The organism is Pseudomonas sp. FP2300 (assembly GCF_030687595.1).
Lineage (GTDB): Bacteria > Pseudomonadota > Gammaproteobacteria > Pseudomonadales > Pseudomonadaceae > Aquipseudomonas > Aquipseudomonas bijieensis.
In genome coordinates this window covers 4771150-4794277 of record NZ_CP117440.1, presented here as the reverse complement: position 1 = coordinate 4794277, position 23128 = coordinate 4771150, and the positions used below count along the sequence as shown (strand labels likewise).

At 63.8% G+C, this 23128-nt stretch carries 16 protein-coding genes; 8 read left to right on the top strand and 8 right to left on the bottom strand.

Annotated features, from left to right (window positions below; translation table 11 throughout):
• Nucleotides 1-13 precede the first annotated feature (13 nt).
• The 4 genes from PSH86_RS21130 to pvdM all read right to left on the bottom strand — a co-directional run bounded on the left by PSH86_RS21130 (nt 14) and on the right by pvdM (nt 5515).
• Entirely contained in the window at nt 14-1663 is a 1650-nt protein-coding gene (locus PSH86_RS21130) for a cyclic peptide export ABC transporter (protein ID WP_116833070.1), read from the bottom strand.
• A gap of 295 nt (nt 1664-1958) precedes the next feature.
• Complete coding sequence (locus PSH86_RS21125) at nt 1959-2834, bottom strand: formylglycine-generating enzyme family protein (RefSeq protein ID WP_109754556.1); 876 nt, start codon at nt 2832-2834, stop codon at nt 1959-1961.
• A gap of 33 nt (nt 2835-2867) precedes the next feature.
• Entirely contained in the window at nt 2868-4148 is a 1281-nt protein-coding gene (locus PSH86_RS21120) for an aminotransferase class V-fold PLP-dependent enzyme (protein ID WP_176689372.1), read from the bottom strand.
• Nucleotides 4145-5515, bottom strand: a complete 1371-nt coding sequence (gene pvdM / locus PSH86_RS21115; protein WP_305484711.1) for a pyoverdine-tailoring dipeptidase-like protein PvdM — start codon at nt 5513-5515, stop codon at nt 4145-4147. Before pvdM ends, PSH86_RS21120 begins: the two co-directional genes overlap by 4 nt.
• Nucleotides 5516-5846: 331 nt before the next feature.
• Between pvdM and PSH86_RS21110 the strand changes: the two genes are divergently transcribed.
• Nucleotides 5847-7463 (top strand): PvdJ/PvdD/PvdP-like protein, encoded by a 1617-nt coding sequence (locus PSH86_RS21110; protein WP_305484709.1) that lies wholly within the window; start codon nt 5847-5849, stop codon nt 7461-7463.
• A 213-nt stretch (nt 7464-7676) separates the two neighbouring features.
• Here the strand turns inward: PSH86_RS21110 and PSH86_RS21105 are convergent, their stop codons facing one another.
• The 4 genes from PSH86_RS21105 to PSH86_RS21090 all read right to left on the bottom strand — a co-directional run bounded on the left by PSH86_RS21105 (nt 7677) and on the right by PSH86_RS21090 (nt 13046).
• Entirely contained in the window at nt 7677-8003 is a 327-nt protein-coding gene (locus tag PSH86_RS21105; RefSeq protein ID WP_305484707.1) for a DUF6124 family protein, read from the bottom strand.
• A 518-nt stretch (nt 8004-8521) separates the two neighbouring features.
• On the bottom strand, nt 8522-9916 hold the full coding sequence (locus PSH86_RS21100; protein ID WP_305484706.1) for an efflux transporter outer membrane subunit: 1395 nt from the start codon (nt 9914-9916) through the stop codon (nt 8522-8524).
• Nucleotides 9917-9926: 10 nt separating this feature from the next.
• Nucleotides 9927-11897 carry a MacB family efflux pump subunit gene (locus tag PSH86_RS21095; protein WP_305484704.1) on the bottom strand — a complete coding sequence of 657 codons (1971 nt, stop codon included), beginning with the start codon at nt 11895-11897 and terminating at the stop codon, nt 9927-9929.
• The gene (locus tag PSH86_RS21090; protein ID WP_305484702.1) at nt 11898-13046 is read right to left on the bottom strand and encodes an efflux RND transporter periplasmic adaptor subunit; all 1149 of its coding nucleotides are present in this window, start codon (nt 13044-13046) and stop codon (nt 11898-11900) included.
• A 450-nt stretch (nt 13047-13496) separates the two neighbouring features.
• Between PSH86_RS21090 and PSH86_RS21085 the strand changes: the two genes are divergently transcribed.
• The 7 genes from PSH86_RS21085 to PSH86_RS21055 all read left to right on the top strand — a co-directional run bounded on the left by PSH86_RS21085 (nt 13497) and on the right by PSH86_RS21055 (nt 23012).
• Complete coding sequence (locus PSH86_RS21085; RefSeq protein WP_109754564.1) at nt 13497-13979, top strand: sigma-70 family RNA polymerase sigma factor; 483 nt, start codon at nt 13497-13499, stop codon at nt 13977-13979.
• 146 nt (nt 13980-14125) lie between these two features.
• Nucleotides 14126-15460 carry a lysine N(6)-hydroxylase/L-ornithine N(5)-oxygenase family protein gene (locus tag PSH86_RS21080; RefSeq protein WP_163857664.1) on the top strand — a complete coding sequence of 445 codons (1335 nt, stop codon included), beginning with the start codon at nt 14126-14128 and terminating at the stop codon, nt 15458-15460.
• 349 nt (nt 15461-15809) lie between these two features.
• A complete protein-coding gene (locus PSH86_RS21075; protein ID WP_305490382.1) occupies nt 15810-19070 on the top strand; it encodes a transporter substrate-binding domain-containing protein in 3261 nt (1086 codons plus the stop codon).
• A 140-nt stretch (nt 19071-19210) separates the two neighbouring features.
• Nucleotides 19211-19645, top strand: a complete 435-nt coding sequence (locus tag PSH86_RS21070; RefSeq protein WP_163857666.1) for a response regulator — start codon at nt 19211-19213, stop codon at nt 19643-19645.
• A gap of 114 nt (nt 19646-19759) precedes the next feature.
• The gene (locus PSH86_RS21065) at nt 19760-20374 is read left to right on the top strand and encodes a response regulator transcription factor (RefSeq protein WP_116834257.1); all 615 of its coding nucleotides are present in this window, start codon (nt 19760-19762) and stop codon (nt 20372-20374) included.
• 226 nt (nt 20375-20600) lie between these two features.
• On the top strand, nt 20601-21467 hold the full coding sequence (locus PSH86_RS21060; protein ID WP_305484700.1) for a pirin family protein: 867 nt from the start codon (nt 20601-20603) through the stop codon (nt 21465-21467).
• A gap of 102 nt (nt 21468-21569) precedes the next feature.
• Nucleotides 21570-23012: a mechanosensitive ion channel family protein gene (locus tag PSH86_RS21055; RefSeq protein ID WP_116833062.1), complete on the top strand. Its 1443-nt coding sequence runs from the start codon at nt 21570-21572 to the stop codon at nt 23010-23012.
• Nucleotides 23013-23128: the final 116 nt, after the last annotated feature.

Genomic DNA, 23128 nt, shown 5'->3' with positions numbered 1-23128 from the left:
GAATCGTGATTATTTACGCGGATTGCAATTCGGTGATGACGCGGCCGGCTTCCATGCGCACCAATTGGTCGGCCACGTCGAAGTAACGGTCGTCGTGGGAAATCACGATGATGGTCTTGCCCAGGCGCTTGAGGTCCGGCAGCAGCTCGGTGTAGAAAATCCGCCGGAAGGTCGGGTCCTGGTCGGCGGCCCATTCGTCGAAGACCAGCACCGGGCGTTCTTCCAGCCACGCATTGACCAGTGCCAGGCGCTTGCGTTGGCCGGTGGACAGGTCGGTGGTGGTGAAGGCGCCGTCGCGCACGCTGACCTTGTGGGCGATCTCCAGGCGTTGCAGGTATTGGTTGGCGTCGTCCGGGATATGGGTGTCGCCCTGGACGATGTCGTCGAACAGGTAGTAGTCGGCGAAAATCGTCGTGAACAACTGTCGATAGTCGTCGCGGGTCACGGCCGTCACCACGTGGTCGTTGAGGCGGATTTCCCCTTGCTGCGGCGCGTACAGGCCCAACAGCAGCTTGATCAGCGTGGTCTTGCCACAGCCGTTTTCACCGACGATGAACACGATGTCGCCCTGGTCGATCTTCAGGTTCACCGGCCCCAGGCGGAACGGCGTGGCGCCTTCCACCGCCGGGAAGCTGTAGGCCACATTGCTCAGCTCCAGGGTCTGCACCGGGGTTTTCGGCTGGCCCTGGTCATTGAGCAGCAGGTGCGGTTCAGGGGATGAAAACTGCTCCGACAACTCGGCGATGCGGCGAAAGGCGATCTGCGCACGGCTGACGATCGGCAGGGTGCCGATCAGGTGCTCCAGTGGGCCTTTCATGTACAGCAACACCAGCACGAAACCGCTCATCACCGCTTTGTCGGCGCTCGGCCACAGCGATTGCAGGGCCAGGGCCAGGCCGATCACCACGAAGAACAGCATCGAGCCGAAGGTCTTGGCGATCACGAAGATGTTCACCGAGCGGATCTGCGTGTCGCAGATCTTGTCGGCGGTGTGCTCGATGCCTGAGACGAACATGCGTTGCCGACGGGGGCGATGGATACGCAGTTCCTTGGCGCCTTCGGCGATGGCGTTGTAGTGCTTCTGCAATTCGTCCTCGGAGTCGCGAGCCTCCATGAAGCCCTTGATCCCACGACCACGGGCGATGTACTGCACCACGGTGCCGATGACAATCGCCACGACCATCATCAGGAACATCGGCCACGACAGCATGGCCAGGTAACCCATGCACCCGAGGGTGACGGTCAGGGAGATGGCGAGAGGGGCGAAGGCGAAGGCGAAATCGCTGATGGTGTCGACGTCGTGGGTCAGCACCGGGATCAGGCGATGGCTGCGGTAGCGTTCGATCTGCTGGATGGGCGCCGAGAGGACTTTTTCCCCCAGCTCCTTGCGCAGTTTGGCGATGATCTTCTGGCCGACGTAGTTGGTGCCGATGTCGGAACAGATGGAGCTGACCAGGGCCAGCAGGCACAACCCGGCGAACACGCCCACCACGGTGTGGCTCAACCCGCCTTCGGCGTGCAGCACCTGGTTGATGGTCGCCAGCAGCACGGTCACGCTCAGGCCACCGACCATGCCCAGCAGGATGGCGCCGATGACAATCAGCCGGAAGGGTTTGAGCAGGGTGAACAATTCATTGATCACCCCGCGTTTTGGTTGGCTCATGGAGGTTTCCCTGCTAGATGAAAAGGGCGAAGGCCATCGCGGGTGGTTGCCGGAAGGGCTTTAGGGCGCAGGCGCGCCTGTCTGTAAGACGGTTGGAGTGGGAGGGGATTTAACGGCGGATAGCCTGAGGAACACCGTTGTGGCGAGGGGATTTATCCCCGCTGGGGCGCGAAGCGGCCCCCAAACAGGCGACGCCGGTCAGTCAGAAATAGCCAGGCCATATTCATTGGGGGCTGCTTCGCAGCCCAACGGGGATAAATCCCCTCGCCACAAGGTATTCATGTGGCCTGCGGGTTTACATATCCCGCGCCACCCGAAAACCAATCCAGTCCCCCCGATTATCCGGCACCAGCGCGTTGCGGTTGCCGGAGCGGGAGAACACCGGCGCCTCGCCCCAGTCGTTGCCGCGGATGCGCTTGAACTCGCACTTGCCGGTCAGCCAGGCGCTGCCGTCGCTCGGCGCGCCCACGTAGTTTTCGTTGTAGCAATCGGCGGTCCATTCGTAGATGTTGCCGTGCATGTCGTACACGCCGAAGGCGTTGGGCGGGAAACTGCCGGCCGGGGCGGTGAAGTTGTAGCCGTCGGCCGCGCCGTAGGTGTTGGCGTGCTGGGCGATGCTGTAGGCCTTGCCTTCATCGAACGGGAAGGGGAACGGCCCGGTGCTGCCGCCGCGTGCCGCGTATTCGCGCAGGGACTCGCTGACCAGCCGATACGGTTTGCCAGTCTTTTTCGACAACCACGCCACGTAGGCATTGGCCTCGGCGAAATCCATGCACACCGCCGGGTGCCGGTCGGTGTACTGCTTGCGCGGGTCGCTGCCCTGGTAGTCCGGGATGCCGGCCTTGCACGCCCGACCGGGGCGCTCATCGCCGTCGGGCATGGTGTAGCCGGTGTCGCGCAGGTAGGCGAACCATTCGCCCTTGAGTACCTGGAAGCGACTGATCGCCAGCGGCTTGGCAAACGTCACCGGGTGCAGCGGGCCTTCGTCGGGTTCGCGGCCCACTTCGTCGTCCGGGGTGCCCATCTGGAAGGTGCCGGTGGGCAGTACGACCATTTCCGGGCAGTCCTTGCAGTCGCGGAAAACCTGGCCCGGTTGCGACGCCTGGGCGCCGGAGGGCAGCAGGGCGGCGAGGGCCAATGCCGGGAAAAACTTCAGCGAAAAACTGTTCATCCATCTCTCTCGATAAGGTCAAAAAGGTTCGGCTCAGAGCGTTTTGCCCAGCAACCCCATGAAGCGATCGATCTCGGCTTCGGTGTTGAGCAGCCCCGGTGCGGTACGGACCACCGGCCCGGCGTCGCGATGCACGGCGTCGGCGATCACCCGGTTCTTCATCAGGTAGGCGGCGATCTCGTCGCTGTCGCGACCCTTGACCCGGAAGAAGGTGAAACCGGCGGACAGCTCCGGGCTCAGGGGCGTGACCAGTTCGATCTGCGGCTGTGCCACCAATTGCTTTTTCAGGTAGCTGTTGAGGGCATGGATGCGTGCCTGCACCTCGGCCTTGCCCAGTTGCAGGTGCAACTTGAACGCCTCGTCGGCCGCCCAGCGATGCTCGAAAGCGTGGTAGCCCCCCGGGGTCATGACGGTGGAAAACGCCGTGGCTTCGGAGAAGGTCGGGATGATCGGCGTGACGTACTTGAGCGCTTCGCTGCGGCTGCACACCAGGCCCGTGCCGCGTGGGCCGAACATCCACTTGTGGGTGCCAGCGATGAAAAAGTCGCAATTCATGGCGGGGAAGCTGAGGTCTTCGACGCCGAAACCGTGCACGCCGTCCACCACAAAAATGATCCGCTGCTCATCGCTGCGGCCCTGGTTGTGCTTGTCCACCAGGGCGCCGATCTTGTCGATCGGCAGCTTCACGCCGCTGCCCGAGTGCACCCAGGTCATGCCCAGCACCCGGGTTCCGGGGCGGATGTTGCGGTCGATGGCCGTGAGGATCTGCTCATGGCTGGCGTCGTGGGCGTTCTCGAACAGCTTGATCTTGCGCACCCGTGTCCCCGTCCTTTGGGTGCGCAGGTCGAGGATGGTGTGGGTGGCGTAGTGTTCGTGGGCGGTGGTGAGGATTTCCTGGTCGGCCGCCACGTGGACGCCGCCGTAGATGATCGACAAGCCTTCGGTGGTGCTGCCGGTGAGGGCGATCTGCTTCGGCGTCGCTTGCAGGTAGCGGCCGGCCCAGGTGCGGACGTTTTCCTCGCGTTCTTCGGTGACGCCCAGATCCCAGTCCATCAACAGCCCCGGGTTTTTATCCAGGGCGGCGCGGTGCCGCTCGATGGCCTCGCGCACCGGGCGCGGGTGGGTGGTGATCAGGAAGTTGGAGAAGTGCAGGTAGTCCGGGTCCTGGTTGAACAGTGAGCGCAGTTGCGCCCATTTATCCCTGGGCAGTGGCGGCAGAGGATCGGCGCTGGCCGTGGCGGGCAGGTTGGCGGCGAGCGGCAGGCCCGCGGCGAGGATCCCGGCCTGCTTGAGGAAGGTACGACGCTCATTCATGGTTGGGCCGCCTTCTGGATCGAGACGACAGCGGGGCGGGCGGCTTTCTGGACCTGATCCCAGACTCGCAGGAAATTGCCGCCCCACAGTTTGGCGATGTCGGCTTCGGAGTAGCCGCGGGTCAGCAATTCGGCGGTGACGTTGCGGATGTCGCCGACGTTCTCCCAGCCTTTCACACCGCCGCCTTCGTTGAAGTCCGAGCTGATGCCGACGTGGTCGATGCCGATCTTGCGCACGGTGTAGTCGATGGCGTCCCCCAGGTCCTTGAGGCTGGCCTTGGGTTCTTCTTCGAGGATGGCGTAGAGCTGGCCGGCGTATTCGCCGAATTTCTGTTCCGGCCAGGCGGCGATGATCGGGTCGCCGGGCATCAGCGCCATCGCCAGGTTGGGCAGTGGCGGCAGGTCGAAACGTTCGCGCAGGGCGTTGAGTTTGTCCTGGGTCTTTTGTGTCAGCGGGCGCAGGTATTGGGAGAAACCGACGATCTGCACCACGCCGCCACTGGCCTTGATCAGTTGCATTTCCTTGTCGCTGAGGTTGCGCGGGATGTCGACCATCGCCCGTGGCGCCGAATGGGAGGCCACCAGGGGCGTGCGGCTCAGTTGCACGACTTGCTCCAGGGCCTGGGTCGACATCTGCGACACGTCGATGATCACGCCCAGGTCGTTCAGGCGCGTCACCGCTTGCTTGCCGATGTCCGACAGACCGCCCAGGGCGTCGGGCGAGTCGTTGAAGAACGGCAGTGGGCGCGAGGAGTCGGCCCAGTCGTTGTTGCCGATGTAGCTGAAACCGAACATGCGCATGCCCCGCGCCGTCCACAGGTCCAGCAGGTTCAGGTCGTGGCCCAGGGGATAGGCGTTGAGCATGCTGATGAAGATCGCGAACTTGCCTTCCCCGTGCAGGCGGCGGAAGTCATCCGGGGTGTAGGCGATGGCGACCTGGTTGGGGAAGTCCCGGACCAGGCCGGTGATGATCTTGTAGCGCACTTCCTGCTGGTTGCGCGCTTCCTCGACAAAACCGGCGGTGGGCTTGTGCGGCGCGTTGGGCCCGTTCCACAACTCCGGCCAGCCGAACACCGTCAGCGCCGCGCCGGACAGGTGGCCGCGATTGGCTTTCACCAGGTCGAACTGGCCGCTGCCGTCCTTGTCAGCTTCATTGCCGGCGGTGCCGAAGTCCAGCGGCACGGTGATGTGGCTGTCGAAGGACAGCAGGCGTTCGTGCAGTTCCCTGGCTTCTTTCATCACTTTGACCGGGTAGCCGGGGTTGTCCCGCCACCAGTGGTCCCAGGCCGCGACGCCCGCACCGACGGCCAACGCCAGGGTCAGGGGCACGCCAATGAAAAGAGCCTTTTTCGAACGAGGTGTTGTCATTGCCGATCTCAGTCAGGTTCGCCTTGGAAGGACAGGCGCGGGGGCCTTTGCTATCTGGGGAGAACGAGTGATCGGGCGGGAAATTTAGGTGCGCTCGGGGCCGCCATCGCGAGCAAGCTCGCTCCCACATTGGAACGCGGTCAACCTGTGGGAGCGAGCTTGCTCGCGATGGCGGTCTGACAGTCGACCGATTTCTCGCGGATGTACCAGATCCATTGTGGGAGCGAGCCTGCTCGCGATGAGGCCCTCACAGCTCGCCTATAAATTTGTCAGCCCACCCCTCGTTCTAGCTTGGATAAAGCCCGCTCCAGGGCTGGACACAGGTAAGGCAATGACGATTTCTCGACGATGGTTCATGGCAGGCCTGGCGCTGACCGGTGCCGCCGTGCCTGCGGTGTATTACGGGCATCGCGAACTGACCCGGCCGGACCCGACCATTACCCCCGGCGAGGCGTCGTTCGACGTGGCCGACGTGGCGGGCCAGCGCCGGGCCGATACGTTGCGGGGCATCTGGACGATCCGTTTCACCGGCCGCGACGCCGGTCTCGACGGCTTGCCCCAGGACGATCTGCAGCTTTTCCTCGATCTTGGCCAAAGGGGCCGTGGCCTGGTGGGTTACCTCGACAGCGCCGAACGTTTGCGCGCTGCCGAGGAGCCGCGTTACCGGGTGTTGGGCGACCTGGCCGGAACCGATCCGAAGCAACTGAGCTGGCGGCTGATGGGGGCGCAGCACGACGCGCCGGACTATGAATGCATCATGACCCTGGACGAAGTCTGGGCCGGTTTTGGCAATGCCGGCAGCGCCACCCTCAGCGGTCGGGTATTGCGCCTGGACCGTCCCTTGGCGTCGCCTGAACTGGACAATCATTTCATCGCCGTCAAGCAGCGCTTCCCCGAGGCCCGGGAGCGCACGCCGTTGAGCCCGGCACTGCTGGCCTGGCTGGTGTCGCCCGAGCATCGGCTGTTCCACCAGCTCTGGCACGCCTCGCGGGACAAATGGCACACCCTGGACGAGGACAAGCGCAATGCCCTGCGTGGCATCGGCTGGCAGCCCGGCCCACGGAACCAGGAGCGCGATGCCCGCGGGCCGCGCAAGGATCGCAATGGCTCGGGCGTGGACTTCTTTTTCATGCACCGGCACATGCTCGGCACGGCCCGTTCGTTCCAGCCGCTGCCGTCGTGGCCGCGCTTCCCCTTGCCGCAACCGGAGCTGGAACGCGATCGTCTTGGCTTCGCCCGCTACCTCGATAACCACGATGGCACGGCCTTGCCGCCGACCTGGCTGGCTGATGGCGACGAGCAGTACGCCCAGTGGGTCAGCGACATCAAGACCGCCGAGACCTACCACAGCAATTTCCAGGTCTGGGAATCGCGCTACCGCGACCCGCGCTACCTGGCGAAACTGACCCTGGGCCAGTTTGGCTCGGAAGTGGAATTGGGCCTGCACGACTGGCTGCACATGCGCTGGGCCTCGGTGCCGCGTGATCCGTCCAACGGCCACCCGGTGCCGTTCGCCCGCGACCCGGCGGACTTCGCCCAGCGTTGGTACGCCCCGGAGAATGACTTTCTCGGCGATCCGTTTTCTTCCCACGTGAACCCGGTGTTCTGGGCCTTCCACGGCTGGATCGACGACCGCCTCGAAGACTGGTTCCGCGCCCATGAACGCTTCCATCCGGGGGAAGTGAGCCGGCTCAAGGTCAACGGCGTGCCCTGGTTCGCCCCGGGCCGCTGGGTCGAAATCGCCGACCCCTGGCTGGGCCCGGACACCCACGGATGCAGCACCACGCCGGGACTGCAGGTCGGACGCTCGGTGGAGATGGACCCGGAAACCATGAAACTGGCCCTGCGCATCACCTTCGGCAGCGATGACAAGAAGCTCGCCGAACTGTTTCGTCGCGTGCCGCAACGGCCGTGGTATGCGCGCAATCTCAAGTCCAAGCCGGTGTGAGCTCTGGCCCGAACTGACCGAACCTGGGCTGTGTGAATGACTGCTTTTGTGGCGAGGGAGCTTGCTCCCGCTGGGCTGCGAAGCGGCCCCAAAACCAGCCCCCTCCAAACACCTGACCCACCGAGGAGCCAGCCATTGGGGGCTGCTGCGCAGCCCAGCGGGAGCAAGCTCCCTCGCCACAGGTGTCACTTGGCTTGAGGTTAGTGTGGGGCGTCAGCGCGGCGCAGCGATGTCCAGGGCGCGGTTCGCCAGCAGCTCACTCAGCTCGACCATCTGCTGGATCCCCAGGGCGAAACTCCGTCGTGCGCCTTCCAGATCAAAGGCCAGTTCGTTGGCCATGACATTGACTGACGCAAGGGTTTCGCTGAGGTTGGCCAGCAGGCATTCCAAGTCCGCACTCTCTGCCACGGTGAACAACTGGTCTGGTGGTGGAACGGGTTTTTCAGGTTTGGGGTCGAGGTAGTAGGAGAGGGCGCGGTCGGCGGCTTCGTCGAGTTTTTTGGAATCGTCTTCGGGGGGGTTGGGGGTGATCTTGAACATGGTGCAGCTCCTGATTATTCAAAGGACGCTGCCAGACATCACTTGCAGATGATGGGGTGGCAGCTATGCGCGGGTCTGCAAGACCGGGAAACCAGGAACCCGGCAGACCCGAAGGTCTCCCGCACACAGCCGCCATGAAGCGAACACGAACGTGTCGATTGGCTTCGGCTATGCGCCTGGTATTCGTCGGGCTTGCAGACCCGATCACTGATGAGCAGTGACGGGGAACAAGTTATCGATGGGGTGCCAGGCGCACAAGCCGGCGGATTCTGGCGTAGTTGTAGGCAATGACGCAAGGCAACGTAGCCTCACTCGGGAGTCCTACATGGCCCGATAAACAGAACCAAAGCCGAACACTATTTGTGGCTAGGAGATTTATCTGTGGGAGCAAGGCTTGCCCGCGATGCAGGCACCTCGGTCCTCGGAAACCGTGTCGTCTGCATCGCGGGCAAGCCTTGCTCCCACAGGAGATAACCCTAGCCACAATGTATTACTTGGCTTGAAGGTGGGTTTGGGGCTTACATCACCCGCCAACCCCCACCCAACGCCTTGTACAACGCCACGCTCGCCTGCACCCGCGCCAATCTCAGTTGCACGTTCATATCCTGGGCGGCGTATAGGGTGCGTTGGGTTTCCAGTACGGTGAGCAGGTCTTCGGCGCCGGCCTGGTAGCGGCGTTGGGCGATGTCGAAGGCGGTCTGGGCCTGGTGCAGTTCTTCGCTTTGCCATTGCCGTTGGCGGTCCAGGCCGTTGATGCCGTTCAGGGCTTTTTCGACGTCGGCGAAGCCGTTGATGATGGCGGCGCGGTAGAGTTCCAGCAGTTCCTCTTGGCGGGCGGTGGCCCTGTCTCGTTCGGCCCTCAGGCGGCCGTTGTTGAAGATCGGCGCGGCCAGGCCGGCCGTGAGGTTGTAGACGTTGTTGCGCAGCAACTGGTCGGCGATGTCGGCGCCGGTGGCGAGGCTCAGGCCCAGGGTCACGGTGGGCAACATGGCGGCGCGGGCCACGGTGATGTCGGCCTGGGCGGCGGCGAGGCGGGCTTCGGCGGCGGCGATGTCCGGGCGACGGCGCAGCAGTTCGCTGGGCACACCGGCGTCGATGGCGGGCCAGTGCAAGCGGTCGAAACTGTCGTCGTCGAGCTTGACCGACTGCACCGGTTGCCCCAGCAGCGTCGCCAGGGTGATCACCGCTTCCCGGGCCTGTTGCTGCACTTGGGGCACGCGGCGCTGCTGGGCCGCCACCAGGCTTTTTTGCTGGGACAGTTCCAGGGCCGTGGCGCTGCCGGCGTCGTAGCGGGTCTGCACCAGGTCGAGTACGCGTTGGGCGTTGTCCAGGTTCTGTTCGGCAATGCGCTGTTGCTCGCGCAGGGACAGCGCCTGGGTGTAGCTGTTGGCGACGCCGCTGAGCAGGGTCAATTCCACGGTCGCCCGGTCGAGCTGACTGGCTGCCAGCGTGCTTAGCGCACTGTCCCGAGCCGCCCGCTTGCCGCCCCAGAAATCCAGCTCATAGGTGGCGCTGAGGTTGGCGTCGTAGTAATCGATGGTGCGGTTGTCCCGGTCGACGTCCAGTTGGCTATAGCCTTTGCCGCGCAACAGCTCCTGGCGATTGCCGTTGAGCCCGGCCGTGACCGCTGGCAGCAACGGCGCGCCGGCGATCACCGCGCTGGCCTGGGCCTGGCGCACCCGGGCCATGGCGGCGGCCAGGTCGTGGCTGTCCCGGCGCGCCTGTTCGATCAAGCGGTTCAAGGGCGGGCTGCCGAAGTGTGTCCACCATTGCTGGTTATCCGCTCGGGCGCTGGGTGTGTCGAGGGACTGCCAGGCCGCTGGCGGCTGGATGCCGCTGTCCGGCGGCGACGCAGGGGTGGCGCAGGCGGCCAGCAACAGGCTGGCGGCCAGGAGGGTCAGGTGCGCTTTCATAGGGTGGGGTTCATTCACTGGTGAGGGCCGCGACCGGGTCGAGGCGGGCGGCCTTGCGGGCGGGCATGAAGCCGAAGACGACGCCGGTGACCAGGGCGCAGCCGAAGGCGCCGAACATCGCCAGCCATTCGAAGGCCACGGCGATCTTGCCCAGCAGCAAGGCGCCGCCCACCAGCAGGGCCAGGCCGATACCGGCGAGCCCGCCGACCACCGAGAGCATCACTGCTTCGGTGAGGAATTGGCGCAGGATGTCGCGCTGGCGAGCGCCGGTGGCCATGCGAATGCCGATCTCGCGGGTCCGTTCGCGCACGGTCATGAGCATAATGTTCATCACGCCGATGCCGCCCACCAACAGCGAAATCGCCGCAATGGCCCCGAGCATCAGCGACAGTGTGCCCTGGGTGCGGGCCTCGGCCTGGATCATCGCGGCGTTGTTGGTCAGTTCGAAGTCCTGCTTGCCGTTGTGCAGACGCAACAGGGTGCGGGAGACCGCCTGTTCGGCCTCCTTGACCTTGCCCGCATCCCGGGCGGCGATCACCACGTACTCGGGGTGACGGGTGCCGAACAGCCGCACACTGGCGGCGGAATAAGGGATGGCGACGCGATTGTCGGCGTCCGAATCCCCGGAGCTGGCGCCTTTTTCCGCCAGTACGCCGACCACCTGGAACGGCATGTTCTCGATCAGGATGTAGCGGCCGATGGGGTCGGAAACATCCTTGAGCAGTTTCTGCCGGACCTTGTGGCCGATCACCGCCACCGCCGCGGCGCCGCGTTCATCGGCGTCGGTAAAGTAACTGCCCTCGGCCACCGGCCAATTGAAAATGGTCGGAAAATTGGTGTCATTGCCGCCGACGTAGCTGGTGTGATCGAGGTTGCCGAAACGCACGCTGGCTTCGGCGCCGTTGACCGGCATGATGCGCTGTACCTCGGGCAGGTCGGCGAGGGCGGCCAGGTCGTATTCGCTGATGATGCCCTTGGCGGCGCGCGGTGCGGGTGCACTGCCATTGAGGTAGATGATGTTCGAGCCGAACGCGCCCATCTGGGCCATGACCTGGCGCTTGCTGCCTTCGCCCACGGCCAGCATCACCACCACCGAGGCCACGCCGATGACAATGCCGAGCAAGGTCAGGGCGGTGCGAAAACGATTGATCCACATCACCCGCCATGCCGCCTGCACCGCGTCCACCAGCTCACCTTTCCAGGCGTCGTTGTGTTCGCTGCCGGCGCTCAGGCGTTGGCGCAGATCCACCGCTTGCAGTGCCTTTGGGTTGGCTCGCCCGTCGTGGGGCAAAGCGCTGGCGCTGTCGCTGATGATCAGTCCGTCGCGGATCTCGATGATGCGCTTGGCCCGGGCCGCCACTTCGCGGTCGTGGGTGATCAGGATGACTACGTGGCCCTGGCTCGCCAATTCGTCGAGCAACGCCATGACCTCGGTGCCACTCTGGCTGTCGAGGGCACCGGTGGGTTCGTCGGCGAGGATGATGTGGCCGCCGTTCATCAAGGCCCGGGCAATCGACACCCGTTGCTGCTGGCCGCCGGACAACTGGTGCGGACGATTGCCGGTGCGGCTGGCCAGGCCAAGACGGTCGAGCAGGGCGCTGGCCCGGGCGTGGCGTTCGGCGGCGGAAGTGCCGGCGTAGATGGCCGGCATCTCGACGTTCTCCTGGGCCGTGCCGGAGGGGATCAGGTGATAGCCCTGGAACACGAAGCCGAAGGCCTCGCGCCGCAGCCAGGCCAGTTCGTCGCTGCCCAGGCCGGCGACGTCTTCCCCGGCGAAACGGTACTCGCCGCGGGTGGGGCGGTCGAGGCAGCCGAGGATGTTCATCAGGGTCGATTTACCGGAGCCGGACGCCCCGACAATCGCCAGGAATTCCCCGGCGTGAATGGACAAATCGATGCCGCGCAGCACCTCCACCCGAGGGCTGTCGCCACCGCCATAGGCCTTGCGAATGTCCCGCAGTTCGATCAGGGGTGTGTTCATTCAGCCTCCGCTGCCGCTGGCCGGGCCGATCAGCACCCGGTCGCCTTCGCTCAGGCCGTCGAGGATCTGGGTGCGCAGCCGATCGCTGACGCCGGTGCGAACGGTGCGCGGCTGGACATCGCCGTTGTCGGCCAGCACCTGTACCTGGCCGGCGTCCCGCAGGGCGGCGATGGGCACGGTCAGCACGTCCTTGGCCTGGGCGGCGACGAAAAATACCTGGGCGGTCATGTCGGTCATCAGCGCGCGGTCGGCGTTGTCGACGTCGAGCAACACGGTGTAGAGCACCACCCGCTCGCTGCCGCTGCGCCCGCTCGTGGGGCTGCCGCCCTGGCTGGCCTCCAGCGGGCGTGGCGGCACCGGGAGGATCTGGCGAACGGTGCTGCTCCAGCGCCGGCCGCCGCCGGCCAGGGTGGTGAAGTAGGCGGTCATGCCCGGTTTGACGTGGCCGATGTCGGCTTCCGAGACTTCGGCCCAGACCGTCATCGGCGACAGCCTTGCGATGCGCAGGATCAGCGGGGTTTGCTGCTGGGCGTTGAGGGTCTGGCCTTCCCGGGCTCCGACGGCGACCACGGTGCCGCTCATCGGCGCATAGATGCGCGTGTAGCCCAGCTCGGCCTCGTCGCTGCGCAGGCTGGCCTGGGCCTGGCGGATCTGGGCCTGGAACATGTCGATGCGCGCCTGGGTCGCGCGCACTTCGGCCTGGGCGGTCTGCACGTCTTCCTCGCGGGTGGCGCCGCCGGCCTTGAGTTGCTGCTGGCGGCGGAATTTCTGCTGCGCCAGGTCGTGCTGGGCGCGCTGTTCCTGAAGCTGGGCCTTGAGGTTCTCGATCGAAAAACGCCCGGCGTCGAGCCGGGCCTTTTGCGTGGACGGGTCGATTTCCACCAGCAATTGGCCCTCACGCACTTCGTCGCCGGCTTCCACGTGAATCTTCTGGATCTGCCCGGACGCCTGGGCGCCCACATCGACATAACGCCGCGGTTGCAAAGTGCCCAGGGCGGTGACGCTGTTTTCGATATCGCCACGGGTGACGGGCGCGGTGACCAGGGGCGCACGGCTGGGCACGATCGCTTGCCACGCGGCGAAGGCCACGGCCGGAAGCAGGGCGAAGGTGAGAAGCCAGGCGCGTCGGGTAGGGCGGGGACGTTTCATGCAGGGTTCCGGCCGGTGATATCGGGCCCGTCCCAGGAAGGGCAGGGACGGGGGGCTGTTCTGGTAAACGAGCGTTCCGGGCGGGAATTTAGCGGGTGAAACACTTGGTAGCAGGTTGGGGAAAACAGTTGAAGCGCCACAGACCCCTGTGGCGAGGGAGCTTGCTCCCGCTGGGGCGCGAAGCGGCCCTGAAACCTGAATCCCGTTTATGTCAGATTCGCTGGTGTTGCCTGCCTTGGGCCTGCTGCGCAGGCCAGCGGGAGCAAGCTCCCTCGCCACAAAAGCCGCCAATAGAAAGGAACGAATCCGCCTCGATGCAAACCAACGCTTTAAATCTATATGAGAATTACTATAAATTACGCGATTGAATCTGCCACTATCGTGCCATGCCCTTGTCCGGCATGCCGGGTGGCACAGGGATAGCTGTCGCAGTCATTGCGCACGGGAGTCATGGTGGAAAACTACTATCGCGAGCTGGTGTGTTTCCTGAACGCCAGGCTTGGCAACCGCCAGGCGGCCGAGGATGTGGTGCATGACGCCTATGTGCGGGTGCTGGAGCGTGCCAGCGACACGCCCATCGAACAGCCTCGGGCGTTCCTCTACCGCACGGCGCTGAACCTGGTGATCGACGGGCATCGGCGCAATACGCTGCGCCAGGTCGAATCCCTGGATGTGCTGGACAGCGAAGAACGCTTCTTCACTCCGTCGCCCCACACCAGCCTCGACCATGGCCAGCGTCTGGACATGCTGCGGCGCGCCCTGGCCGAGCTGCCACCGCTGTGCCGCGAGAGTTTCCTGCTGCGCAAGCTCGAAGGCCTGTCCCACCCGCAAATCGCCGAGCGCCTGGGCATTTCCCGAGCGCTGGTGGAAAAGCACATCGTCAACGCCATGAAGCACTGCCGCGTTCGCGTGCGACAGTGGGACGCGCCCTGATTCGATCGTCGCCGGTCACCCGGCGGTAAATTTTTTTTCATTGTCCTCGTTCCTCTCAACAGACGACTTGCCGGCGCCTCGAATGCCGGTCAGGTTCCCCAGGCTTTTCGTGCCCTGTTGAGGGGCTTTTCCAGAGGACACTGGACATGACACAGGCAATTGCATCGCCCATCGTTCACGACTTGATCGGCATTGGCTTCGGCCCTTCGAACCTGGCGCTGGCCATCGCGCTGCAGGAGCGGGGGCCGGTCCAGGGTGAACTGGACGTGCTGTTCCTCGACAAGCAGGCCGACTACCGCTGGCACGGCAACACCCTGGTGACCCAGAGCGAGTTGCAGATTTCCTTCCTCAAGGACCTGGTGACCCTGCGCAACCCCACCAGCCCGTATTCGTTCGTCAATTACCTCAAGCACCATGGCCGCCTGGTGGACTTCATCAACCTCGGCACCTTCTACCCGTGCCGCATGGAGTTCAATGACTACCTGCGCTGGGTGGCCGGGCACTTCACCGAGCAGAGCCGCTATGGCGAGGAAGTGCTGCGCATCGAACCGGTGCTGCACAACCAGCAGGTCGAAGCGCTGCGGGTGATCTCCCGCGACGCCCAGGGCGCAGAACTGGTGCGTACCACCCGTTCGCTGGTGGTCAGTGCCGGCGGTACGGCGCGCATTCCCGAGGCGTTCAAGGCGTTCAAGGACGACGCGCGGGTGTTCCACCATTCCCAGTACCTGGAGCGCATGGCGGGCCAACCGTGCGTGAAGGGTCAACCGATGAAGATCGCCATCATCGGCGGCGGGCAGAGCGCGGCGGAGGCCTTCATCGACCTCAACGACAGCTTCCCTTCGGCACAGGTCGACATGATCCTGCGCGGCTCGGCCCTCAAGCCGGCGGACGACAGCCCGTTCGTCAACGAAGTGTTCTCGCCGGAATTCACCGACCTGGTGTTCCAGCAGCCCCACAGCGAGCGCGAGCGCCTGGTCAACGAGTACCACAACACCAACTATTCGGTGGTGGACATCGACCTGATCGAGCGCATCTACGGGATTTTCTATCGCCAGAAAGTCTCCGGCATCGCCCGTCATGCGTTCCGCACCCTCACCACGGTGGAGAAGGCCACGGCCACCGATGCCGGCGTGGAACTGGCGGTGCGCAACAACGCCACCGGTGAGCTGACGGTGCGCCGTTATGACGCCGTAGTGCTGGCCACCGGTTACGAGCGGCAGATGCACCGCACCCTGCTGGAACCGCTGGCGCAGTACCTGGGGGATTTCGAGGTGGATCGCAACTACAAGCTGATCACCGACGAGCGCTGCAAGGCGGCGATCTACATGCAGGGCTTCTGCCAGGCCAGCCATGGCCTGAGCGACACTTTGCTGTCGATCCTGCCGGTGCGTGCCGATGAAATCGCCGGTTCGTTGTATGAGCATGGGAACAATCGCGGGCAGGCGCGTCCGGTGCGCGACTTGCTGCTCGCCGCCGTATAGGCCCTATGGGAGCGAGTCACTCGCAGGAAATCTATCAGCCAACGCAACCCCTTGTGGGAGCGAGCTTGCTCGCGATGGCGTCAGTTCAGTCAATATTGAAGTGACTGACACGACGCCTTCACGAGCAAGCTCGCTCCCACAGGTCCGGGCCCTGGTTCTGGCCTCAAGTCACTCACAGGAAATTCTTCAGAAACTTCCTACACTCACCTCATGCGTCTGCTCGACAGGCGCATCGACGGTTCGCTGTTCCCTCGTATTGGCAGTCTGAACCCCCAGCCGGTGACCCTGACTGAAGGTACGGTCGACGGTGCGCCGGGCCGACTACGCCAAGCGAAACACCCTGATCAAAATGATGCTGCTTTTACGCACAGGCCTGCTGGCGCTGTTGCTGGGCTCATTGAGCATGGCGCCACCGGTAGGCGCGACCTCTGAGTCGTTGCAGGTGCTCGGGCGCTCCCATGTGGATGATTATTCGGTGTCCCTGGACACTGGCGACTGGGCCTGGCTGCGCCAGAAGGGCACGTTGCTGCTAGGTACCTCGGCGCCGGACTATGCGCCGTTCAGCATCACCGGCAATGGTCGTGACTACGAAGGCCTGACCGCCGACTATGCGCAACTGCTGGGGCAACTTTTGCACGTCAAGGTGCAGGTGCAGCGCTATGCGTCCCGGGCCGAAGCGCTCCAGGCCCTGCGCGGCGGTGAGATCGACCTGCTCGACACCGCCAACGGCTTCGAAGCCGCCGATCCGGACCTGGCGATGTCCCAGGCCTATGCCGAGGACTTGCCGACCCTTGTGGCCCGCATCGACGACAGCCAGGACTTGCCCACAGACCTGGCGGGCAAGCGGGTGGCGATGCTCTATCACTACTTGCCACCGGAGACGGTCGAGGCGTTTTATCCCGAGGCTTCCTTGCAGTTGTTCCCCTCGACCTTGAGCGCCATCGGTGCCGTGGCGTTTGGTCAGGCCGACGTCTACCTGGGGGACTCGATCAGTTCCAACTACCTGATCAGCAAGAACTACCTGAACAATGTTCAACTGGCCGATTTCTCGCGCCTGGAAGTGCAGCCGTTCGCCTTTGCGGTGAGTCGCGACAATTCGCGCGTATTGCGCATCGTCAACGCCGCGTTACAAGCCATTCCCACCCGCGAGCGCATGATCATTCTGCGGCGTTGGAGTGCCGGCGGAGCGAGCATGCCCGGTCAGCAGGCGCTGCATTTCAGCGTCAACGAACAGCGCTGGCTGGATGCCCATCCGCGAATCAAAGTGGCGGTCAACGAAAACTTCCTGCCGCTGACGTTCTTCGACGAGCAAGGCCATTTGCGGGGTATCGGCGCCGATGTGCTGGCCCGGATCAGCCTGCGCACCGGTTTGAAATTCGATGTGCAGCGGGGCGACTCGGTTGACGAGTTGATCGGGCAGATCAAGGACGGCAAGGCCGACGTCTTGGCGACCGCCACCCCCAGCGCCGAACTTGAGGACGAGTTGCGTTTTACCCGACCGTACCTGACAAACCCGTTCGTGCTGGTGGTGCCGATCAGGGCCAAGGCGCTGACCCTGGACCAGATGAATGGCAAGCGCGTGGCGCTGGTGCGTGGCAACGTGCTGCGCGAGTTCCTGCTGGAGCAGTTTCCCCAGGTGCAACTGGTGGCGGCGCAGAATGCGGCCGACGCCATGGCCATGGTCGCCGCCGGCACGGCGGACGCCGCGATCAATCCGCTGATCAGCGCCCGCTACATGATTTCCCGCCAGTACCGGGACACGCTGCAAGTCACCAGCACCGTGGGCACCGTGCCCGCACACATTGCCCTGGCGACGAACCGGGGCGCATTGGAACTCCATTCGATCCTGGACAAGGCACTGTTGAGCATTTCCCCGGAAGAAATGGACGAACTGACCAACCGCTGGCGCAGTGAGGTGGTGATCGACGACAGTTACTGGCTGCGCAACCGCACCACGATCCTCCAGGGGTTCGCCGTCGCTGCGCTGCTGTTGCTGGTGGCCTTGGGCTGGGGCATTTATCTGCGGCGCCTGCTGGAACAATTGCGCGTGGCCAAGGAAAGCGCCGACGCGGCCAATCGGGCCAAGACCACCTTCGTGGCGACCATGAGCCATGAGATCCGCACGCCCATGAATGCGGTGATCGGTCTGCTGGAGCTGGCCCTGAAAAAAGCCGACCAAGGCGTCGTGGACCGGTTGTCCATCGAAGTCGCCTCGGACGCCGCCCATGGCATGCTGGACTTGATCGGCGACATCCTCGACATCGCCCGCATCGAGTCGGGCAAGTTGTCGCTGGCGCCGCAACGGGCCAATCTGCACGCGTTGATCGAGTCGGTGGCGCGGATTTTCGAGGGCCTGGCCTGGCAGAAACACCTGCGCTTGCACTGGGCGCTGGAGGCCGGGGTCAACCGCGACGTGTTGATCGACCCATTGCGCTTCAAGCAGATCGTCTCGAACCTGTTGAGCAACGCCATCAAGTTCACCGACCAGGGTGAAGTGCGCCTGAGTGTGCGTGGCGAGCCGGCCCCCGGGCATGAACGCCTGGGCCTTTGCCTGCGGGTCGAGGACAGCGGTTGCGGTATTTCCCCCGAGGATCAGCGCCGCCTGTTCAGTCCCTTTACCCAGGCCGGCCATCATTCCCAGTCGGCCCGCAGCGGTTCCGGGTTGGGCTTGGTCATCAGCCGTACGTTGTGCGAAATGATGGGCGGCACCCTGACGTTGCGCAGCGTGCCGGGGGAGGGTACGCAAGTCGAGGTTCTGTTGGACCTGCCCCTGCTCGACGCGCTGCCGACGGCGCCGCCTGCCGAGGTCGAGGCGCTGTTGCCGGTCCCGGCGCTGAGTATCCTGGTGGTCGACGACTACCCGGCCAACCGCTTGCTGCTGTCCCAGCAACTGGGTTACCTGGGGCATCGTGTCCGGGAGGCACAGAACGGTGTCGACGGCCTGCAGGCCTGGCGTAGCGAACACTTCGATGTGGTCATCACCGACTGCAACATGCCCTTGATGAGCGGCTACGAACTGGCCCGGGCCATTCGCGACGAAGAGCGTGAGCGCAACCTCTCACCGGTGCTGATCCTGGGCTTTACCGCCAACGCCCAGTCCGAGGAACGGGACCGCTGCGTCGAGGCCGGAATGGACGATTGCCTGTTCAAGCCCATCGGCCTCAAGGCACTCAACGCACGCCTGGCTTCGGTCACGCCGGATGCGCGGGCGCCCCAGTCCGACGATGATCTCGACTTGACCGGCCTGGAGCAACTGACCGGGGGCGACACGACGGCCATCAGGGCGCTGCTGGAGGAACTGGTCAGCAGCAATGCCGAAGATCAAGCGCGGTTGCAGCATTTGGCCACCCGACCCGACTTGCCAGGCCTGGCGGACCTGGCGCACCGGATCAAGGGCGGAGCGCGGATCATCCAGGCGCAACGCCTGATCGCCGCCTGCGAGGCGCTGGAAAGCGCTTGTCGAGGGGACGATACGGTGCTGCTCGCCAACACCGTGGAAGACCTTCGCCAAGCCATCGAGCACCTGGCGGAACGGCTCAAGGCCCACGTGGCGAGGGAGCTTGCTTCCACTGGGCCGCGAAGCGGTCCTCCAGGTACCCCGCAGAGATAAATTCCCTAGCGACATGGGCTGTGTCTGTCCTGATTTTAGGAATAGTCCTACATCGCCCTTCAAACGCTTCCTCTAGCCTGAGCGCCCTGAATGTTCTTGAGCCGGTGCCTACCTGGCGCGTTGCTATTGGAAAGCTTGCCATGCCGAACAAAGCACTCCGTATCCTGATTGCCGACCCACAACAGACCCATCGAATCGTGCTGGAACGTCTGTTCAACCAACAGGGCTACCACCGGATTGTCCCCGTGAGCCATTTGCAGGAATTGCTCACGCTGGTGGAGTACGGCAGCGAGCCGTTCGACCTGATTGTCGTCAACGCACAATTGGCGGGCGGCGCATTGGATCTGCACGACTTTGTTATCTACAACCCGCAGGTGTGTCACGGGATGATTTACAACGCACAACCGGCCAGCCAGTCGTCGGTGCCTGTCGCGCGTCGATCGAGCGTGCACCTGAGCCAGGCGCCACTGCCTGACCTCGCGTCACTGCGACGCCTGATGGAGCAGGTTGATCCTCATGTCCATGAGCCGCTGCAACCGTGGGTGCGTCCCCTCAGGCAGGGTCATGGACACTGAACAAGGCCGTTGGTCCGCACTGTCAGGTCTGACAGGTGGCAGGGCCTGGCACTTGTGCAAGAGTCCGGTGCGGTCACGGCACCGGCGCCGTTTGTATTGTTTTGGGGAACTGCCTTGAAAGACGTGTTGATCGTGGATGACCACCCTGTCATACGAGGGGCGCTGCGGCTCATTTGCCAGAATGAGGCGTTCACCCACATCCGGGACGCCAGCGGCGTGGCCGATGCCAGGGCCCTCATCAAGGAGCGCGCGCCAGACCTGGTGATCCTGGACCTGGTGATGAACGGCTTCGATGGCCTGGACCTGCTGGTCTGGATCATGGCCCAGTTTCCTGAATGCAGCGTGCTGGTGTTCACCTCCCAGGATGCGCAGCACTTCTGCAACCGCTGCATCTCGGCCGGGGCCCGGGGCTTCGTGACCAAGAAAAGCGACCTCAAGGAATTGACCAAGGCCATCCAGGCGTTGAAGTCCGGTTATGCCTATTTCCCCCAGATGCCCGTCCGCCTGGATTTCCAGCAACGCAGCGAACAGCAGGCCCTGGAAAGCCTCTCCACCCGCGAGCTGTCCATCCTGCGCATGCTGGCCATGGGCATGCGCGGCAAGGACATCGCCGAAAGCCTGTTCCTGAGTCCTAAAACCGTCAGCACCTACAAGACTCGCCTGTTGGAAAAACTCGGCTTGCAATCCTTGGTGGGGTTGTCGGAGTTTGCCAAGCGTAATCATCTTTGAATGAGTTACACCAAATAAGGTGGGAGCGAGCCTGCTCGATAGCAGTCTGATAGTCGATGCATCATCGGCAGAGGCACCGCCATCGCGAGCAGGCTCGCTCCCACAGTTTTTTGATCGCTGTTCTCCAGATAGAACGCTAAGGCCGGTTTTTGCCATCTAGTGATTGAAGGGTGTCGGTTTTAAGCTGCGTTCATCGAATCGCAGTACCTGATTTTGGAGACACGGCATGAAAAACATCATCGGCCTCTACACCAGTCCACGGCCCCATTGGGTCGGCGATGGCTTTCAGGTTCGCACGCTGTTTTCCTACGACAACCTGGGCAAGCACATCAGCCCGTTCCTGCTGCTGGATCATGCCGCCCCCACGGAATTTACGCCCACCACCGAGCGCCGTGGCGTCGGCCAGCACCCCCATCGCGGTTTTGAAACCGTGACCATCGTCTACCAGGGCGAACTGGAGCACCGCGACTCCACCGGCAGCGGTGGCAAGATCGGCCCTGGCGATGTGCAATGGATGACCGCTGCTTCCGGCATCATCCACGAAGAGTTCCACTCCGAAGCCTTCGCCCGGCAGGGTGGGTTCATGGAAATGGTCCAGCTGTGGGTCAACCTGCCCGCCAAGGACAAGATGGCCCCGGCCGGCTACCAGACGATCCTCAAGGGTGACATCCCGAACATTGCCCTGAAGGACGACGCCGGCAGCCTGCGCCTGATCGCCGGGCGTTTCGAAGGGCATCAAGGCCCCGCGAAGACCTTCACGCCCATCGACGTCTGGGACATCCGCTTGAATGCCGGAAAAACCCTCACCCTTGACCTGCACGAAGGCCACAACACCGCCCTGGTGGTATTGCGAGGCTCGGTCCAGGCCAATGGCCGCGAACGGGTCGAGGCCGGGCAGATGGCCCTGTTCGACCGGGCTGGTGATCAATTGAGCCTGCAAGCCAATAACGATGCCGTGGTACTGCTGCTCAGCGGCGAGCCGATCGACGAACCCATCGTCGGCCATGGTCCGTTCGTGATGAACAGCGAACAGGAAATCCACCAGGCCTTCAGTGATTTCCACTCCGGGCGTTTTGGCCGGATGGACGACTGAACGCGAAAACTACCACCACCCTGAACCCCCTGTTTGCGTGGTCGGTACACTCTCGTCAAAACTGTGCCAATCTTCGCCAATGGCCTTTCTGGAGCTGTCCCGATGCTGTCTCTGATCTCCGATCACCCGCTGCTCTGTGCCCTGGTGCTGCTTGTGCTCGACCTATTGATGTGGCGCCTGGTCAGTGCGGATCGGACCTATTGGAAAATCGGCGCAAGGGTGGTGATTTTTTCGTTGTTCAGCGTGCTGCTGTTCAACGAAGGCCTCAACCCCATGCAGCCGGCGCAGTGGGTCGACGATGTGCCGCGGCATCTGGCCGCTACCGGTTTGCAGATCGCCTGGTGGTTGTTTGCCGCGCGAACCCTGACGGTGCTGATCGGCGCGGCGATGATGCAACGGGTCGGTCATACCGGGCGGTTGTTGCAGGACTTGCTGGGCGCGGTGATTTTCCTGATCGCGGTCATCGCGGCCCTGGCTTATGTGCTGGACCTGCCGGTCAAGGGCGTACTGGCGACGTCGGGTGCGATGGCGATCATCGTCGGCCTGGCCTTGCAGAGCACCCTCAGCGATGTGTTCTCCGGCATCGTGCTCAATACCACCAAGCCCTATCAGCTCGACGACTGGATTTCCATCGACGGCACCGAAGGCCGGGTCACCGACATCGACTGGCGAGCCACGCGCTTGCAGACCGCCCAGGGCAGCATGGCGGTGATCCCCAACTCGTTGGCGGCCAAGGCCAAGGTCATCAACTTCAGTCGACCCAGCGATGTCCATGGCTTGTCCATCAGCGTCCAGGTCAGCCCTCACGCGCGGCCCCAAACCGTGATCGACGCGCTGGAGCGGGCGATGATCGGCTGTCGTTCCTTGCTCTCCACCCCCGCACCCTGCGTCACGCTTAAAAGCAGCGGCAGTGCTGGTGCGGAGTACGAGATCAGCGGTTTCGTTGCCTCCATGGCCCAGAAACGCACGGTGCGCAACCAGCTGTTCGACCTGGCGTTCCGGCATTTGCAGGCGTCGGGCGTGAGCCTGTTGTCTACCAGCGAAAGCACGACTCCCCAGGCGGTGTCGCGCCCCCGGGCCTTGCTGGAAAGCTCGAACATTTTCTCCACCCTGCGCCAGGATGAGAAAGACACCTTCGCTCAGAACATGACCCTGCAGACCTTCCGCGCGGGCGACGTGATCCTGGCGGCCGGGGAGGTCAGCGATCATCTGTTCATCATCGAATCCGGGGTGGTCAGCGTGACCCTCATGCGCAACGGCCAGCCACTCGAGGGCGGGCGCATGGGGCCGGGAGAGGTGATCGGCGAAGCCGGGATCGTCGCCGAGCAGGCTGCGCTGGCGAATTTTACCGCCAAGACCTTCTGCACCCTGTACCGCATCGAGAACAGCTACCTCAAGCCTTGCCTGGAGGCCCGCCGCGACATCAACGACGCCATGAAGAACCTATTGGACGTACGCATCCACCTGGCACAGAACCTCACCCGCGAGCTGCCCAAGCCCGTGGCCAAGAAGCGCTTCCTGCAATGGCTGCGAAGCCGGGCCTGAAGCCTATCTTGAAGTCCCCACGTCCCCCTGTGGCGAGGGGATTTATCCGCGCTGTGTGGGAGCAAGGCTTGCCCGCGATGTAGGCGCCTCGGTTCTCCGGAAGATCGCGTCATCTT

Coding starts and splice junctions, on each gene's coding strand:
- PSH86_RS21120 (WP_176689372.1), bottom strand. CDS start 4,148: ATGAATGAGCGTCGTACCTTCCTCAAGCAGGCCGGGATCCTCGCCGCG.
- pvdM (WP_305484711.1), bottom strand. CDS start 5,515: ATGACAACACCTCGTTCGAAAAAGGCTCTTTTCATTGGCGTGCCCCTG.
- PSH86_RS21070 (WP_163857666.1), top strand. CDS start 19,211: ATGCCGAACAAAGCACTCCGTATCCTGATTGCCGACCCACAACAGACC.
- PSH86_RS21105 (WP_305484707.1), bottom strand. CDS start 8,003: ATGTTCAAGATCACCCCCAACCCCCCCGAAGACGATTCCAAAAAACTC.
- PSH86_RS21075 (WP_305490382.1), top strand. CDS start 15,810: ATGATGCTGCTTTTACGCACAGGCCTGCTGGCGCTGTTGCTGGGCTCA.
- PSH86_RS21125 (WP_109754556.1), bottom strand. CDS start 2,834: ATGAACAGTTTTTCGCTGAAGTTTTTCCCGGCATTGGCCCTCGCCGCC.
- PSH86_RS21060 (WP_305484700.1), top strand. CDS start 20,601: ATGAAAAACATCATCGGCCTCTACACCAGTCCACGGCCCCATTGGGTC.
- PSH86_RS21110 (WP_305484709.1), top strand. CDS start 5,847: ATGACGATTTCTCGACGATGGTTCATGGCAGGCCTGGCGCTGACCGGT.
- PSH86_RS21095 (WP_305484704.1), bottom strand. CDS start 11,897: ATGAACACACCCCTGATCGAACTGCGGGACATTCGCAAGGCCTATGGC.
- PSH86_RS21130 (WP_116833070.1), bottom strand. CDS start 1,663: ATGAGCCAACCAAAACGCGGGGTGATCAATGAATTGTTCACCCTGCTC.
- PSH86_RS21090 (WP_305484702.1), bottom strand. CDS start 13,046: ATGAAACGTCCCCGCCCTACCCGACGCGCCTGGCTTCTCACCTTCGCC.
- PSH86_RS21085 (WP_109754564.1), top strand. CDS start 13,497: ATGGTGGAAAACTACTATCGCGAGCTGGTGTGTTTCCTGAACGCCAGG.
- PSH86_RS21100 (WP_305484706.1), bottom strand. CDS start 9,916: ATGAAAGCGCACCTGACCCTCCTGGCCGCCAGCCTGTTGCTGGCCGCC.
- PSH86_RS21055 (WP_116833062.1), top strand. CDS start 21,570: ATGCTGTCTCTGATCTCCGATCACCCGCTGCTCTGTGCCCTGGTGCTG.
- PSH86_RS21080 (WP_163857664.1), top strand. CDS start 14,126: ATGACACAGGCAATTGCATCGCCCATCGTTCACGACTTGATCGGCATT.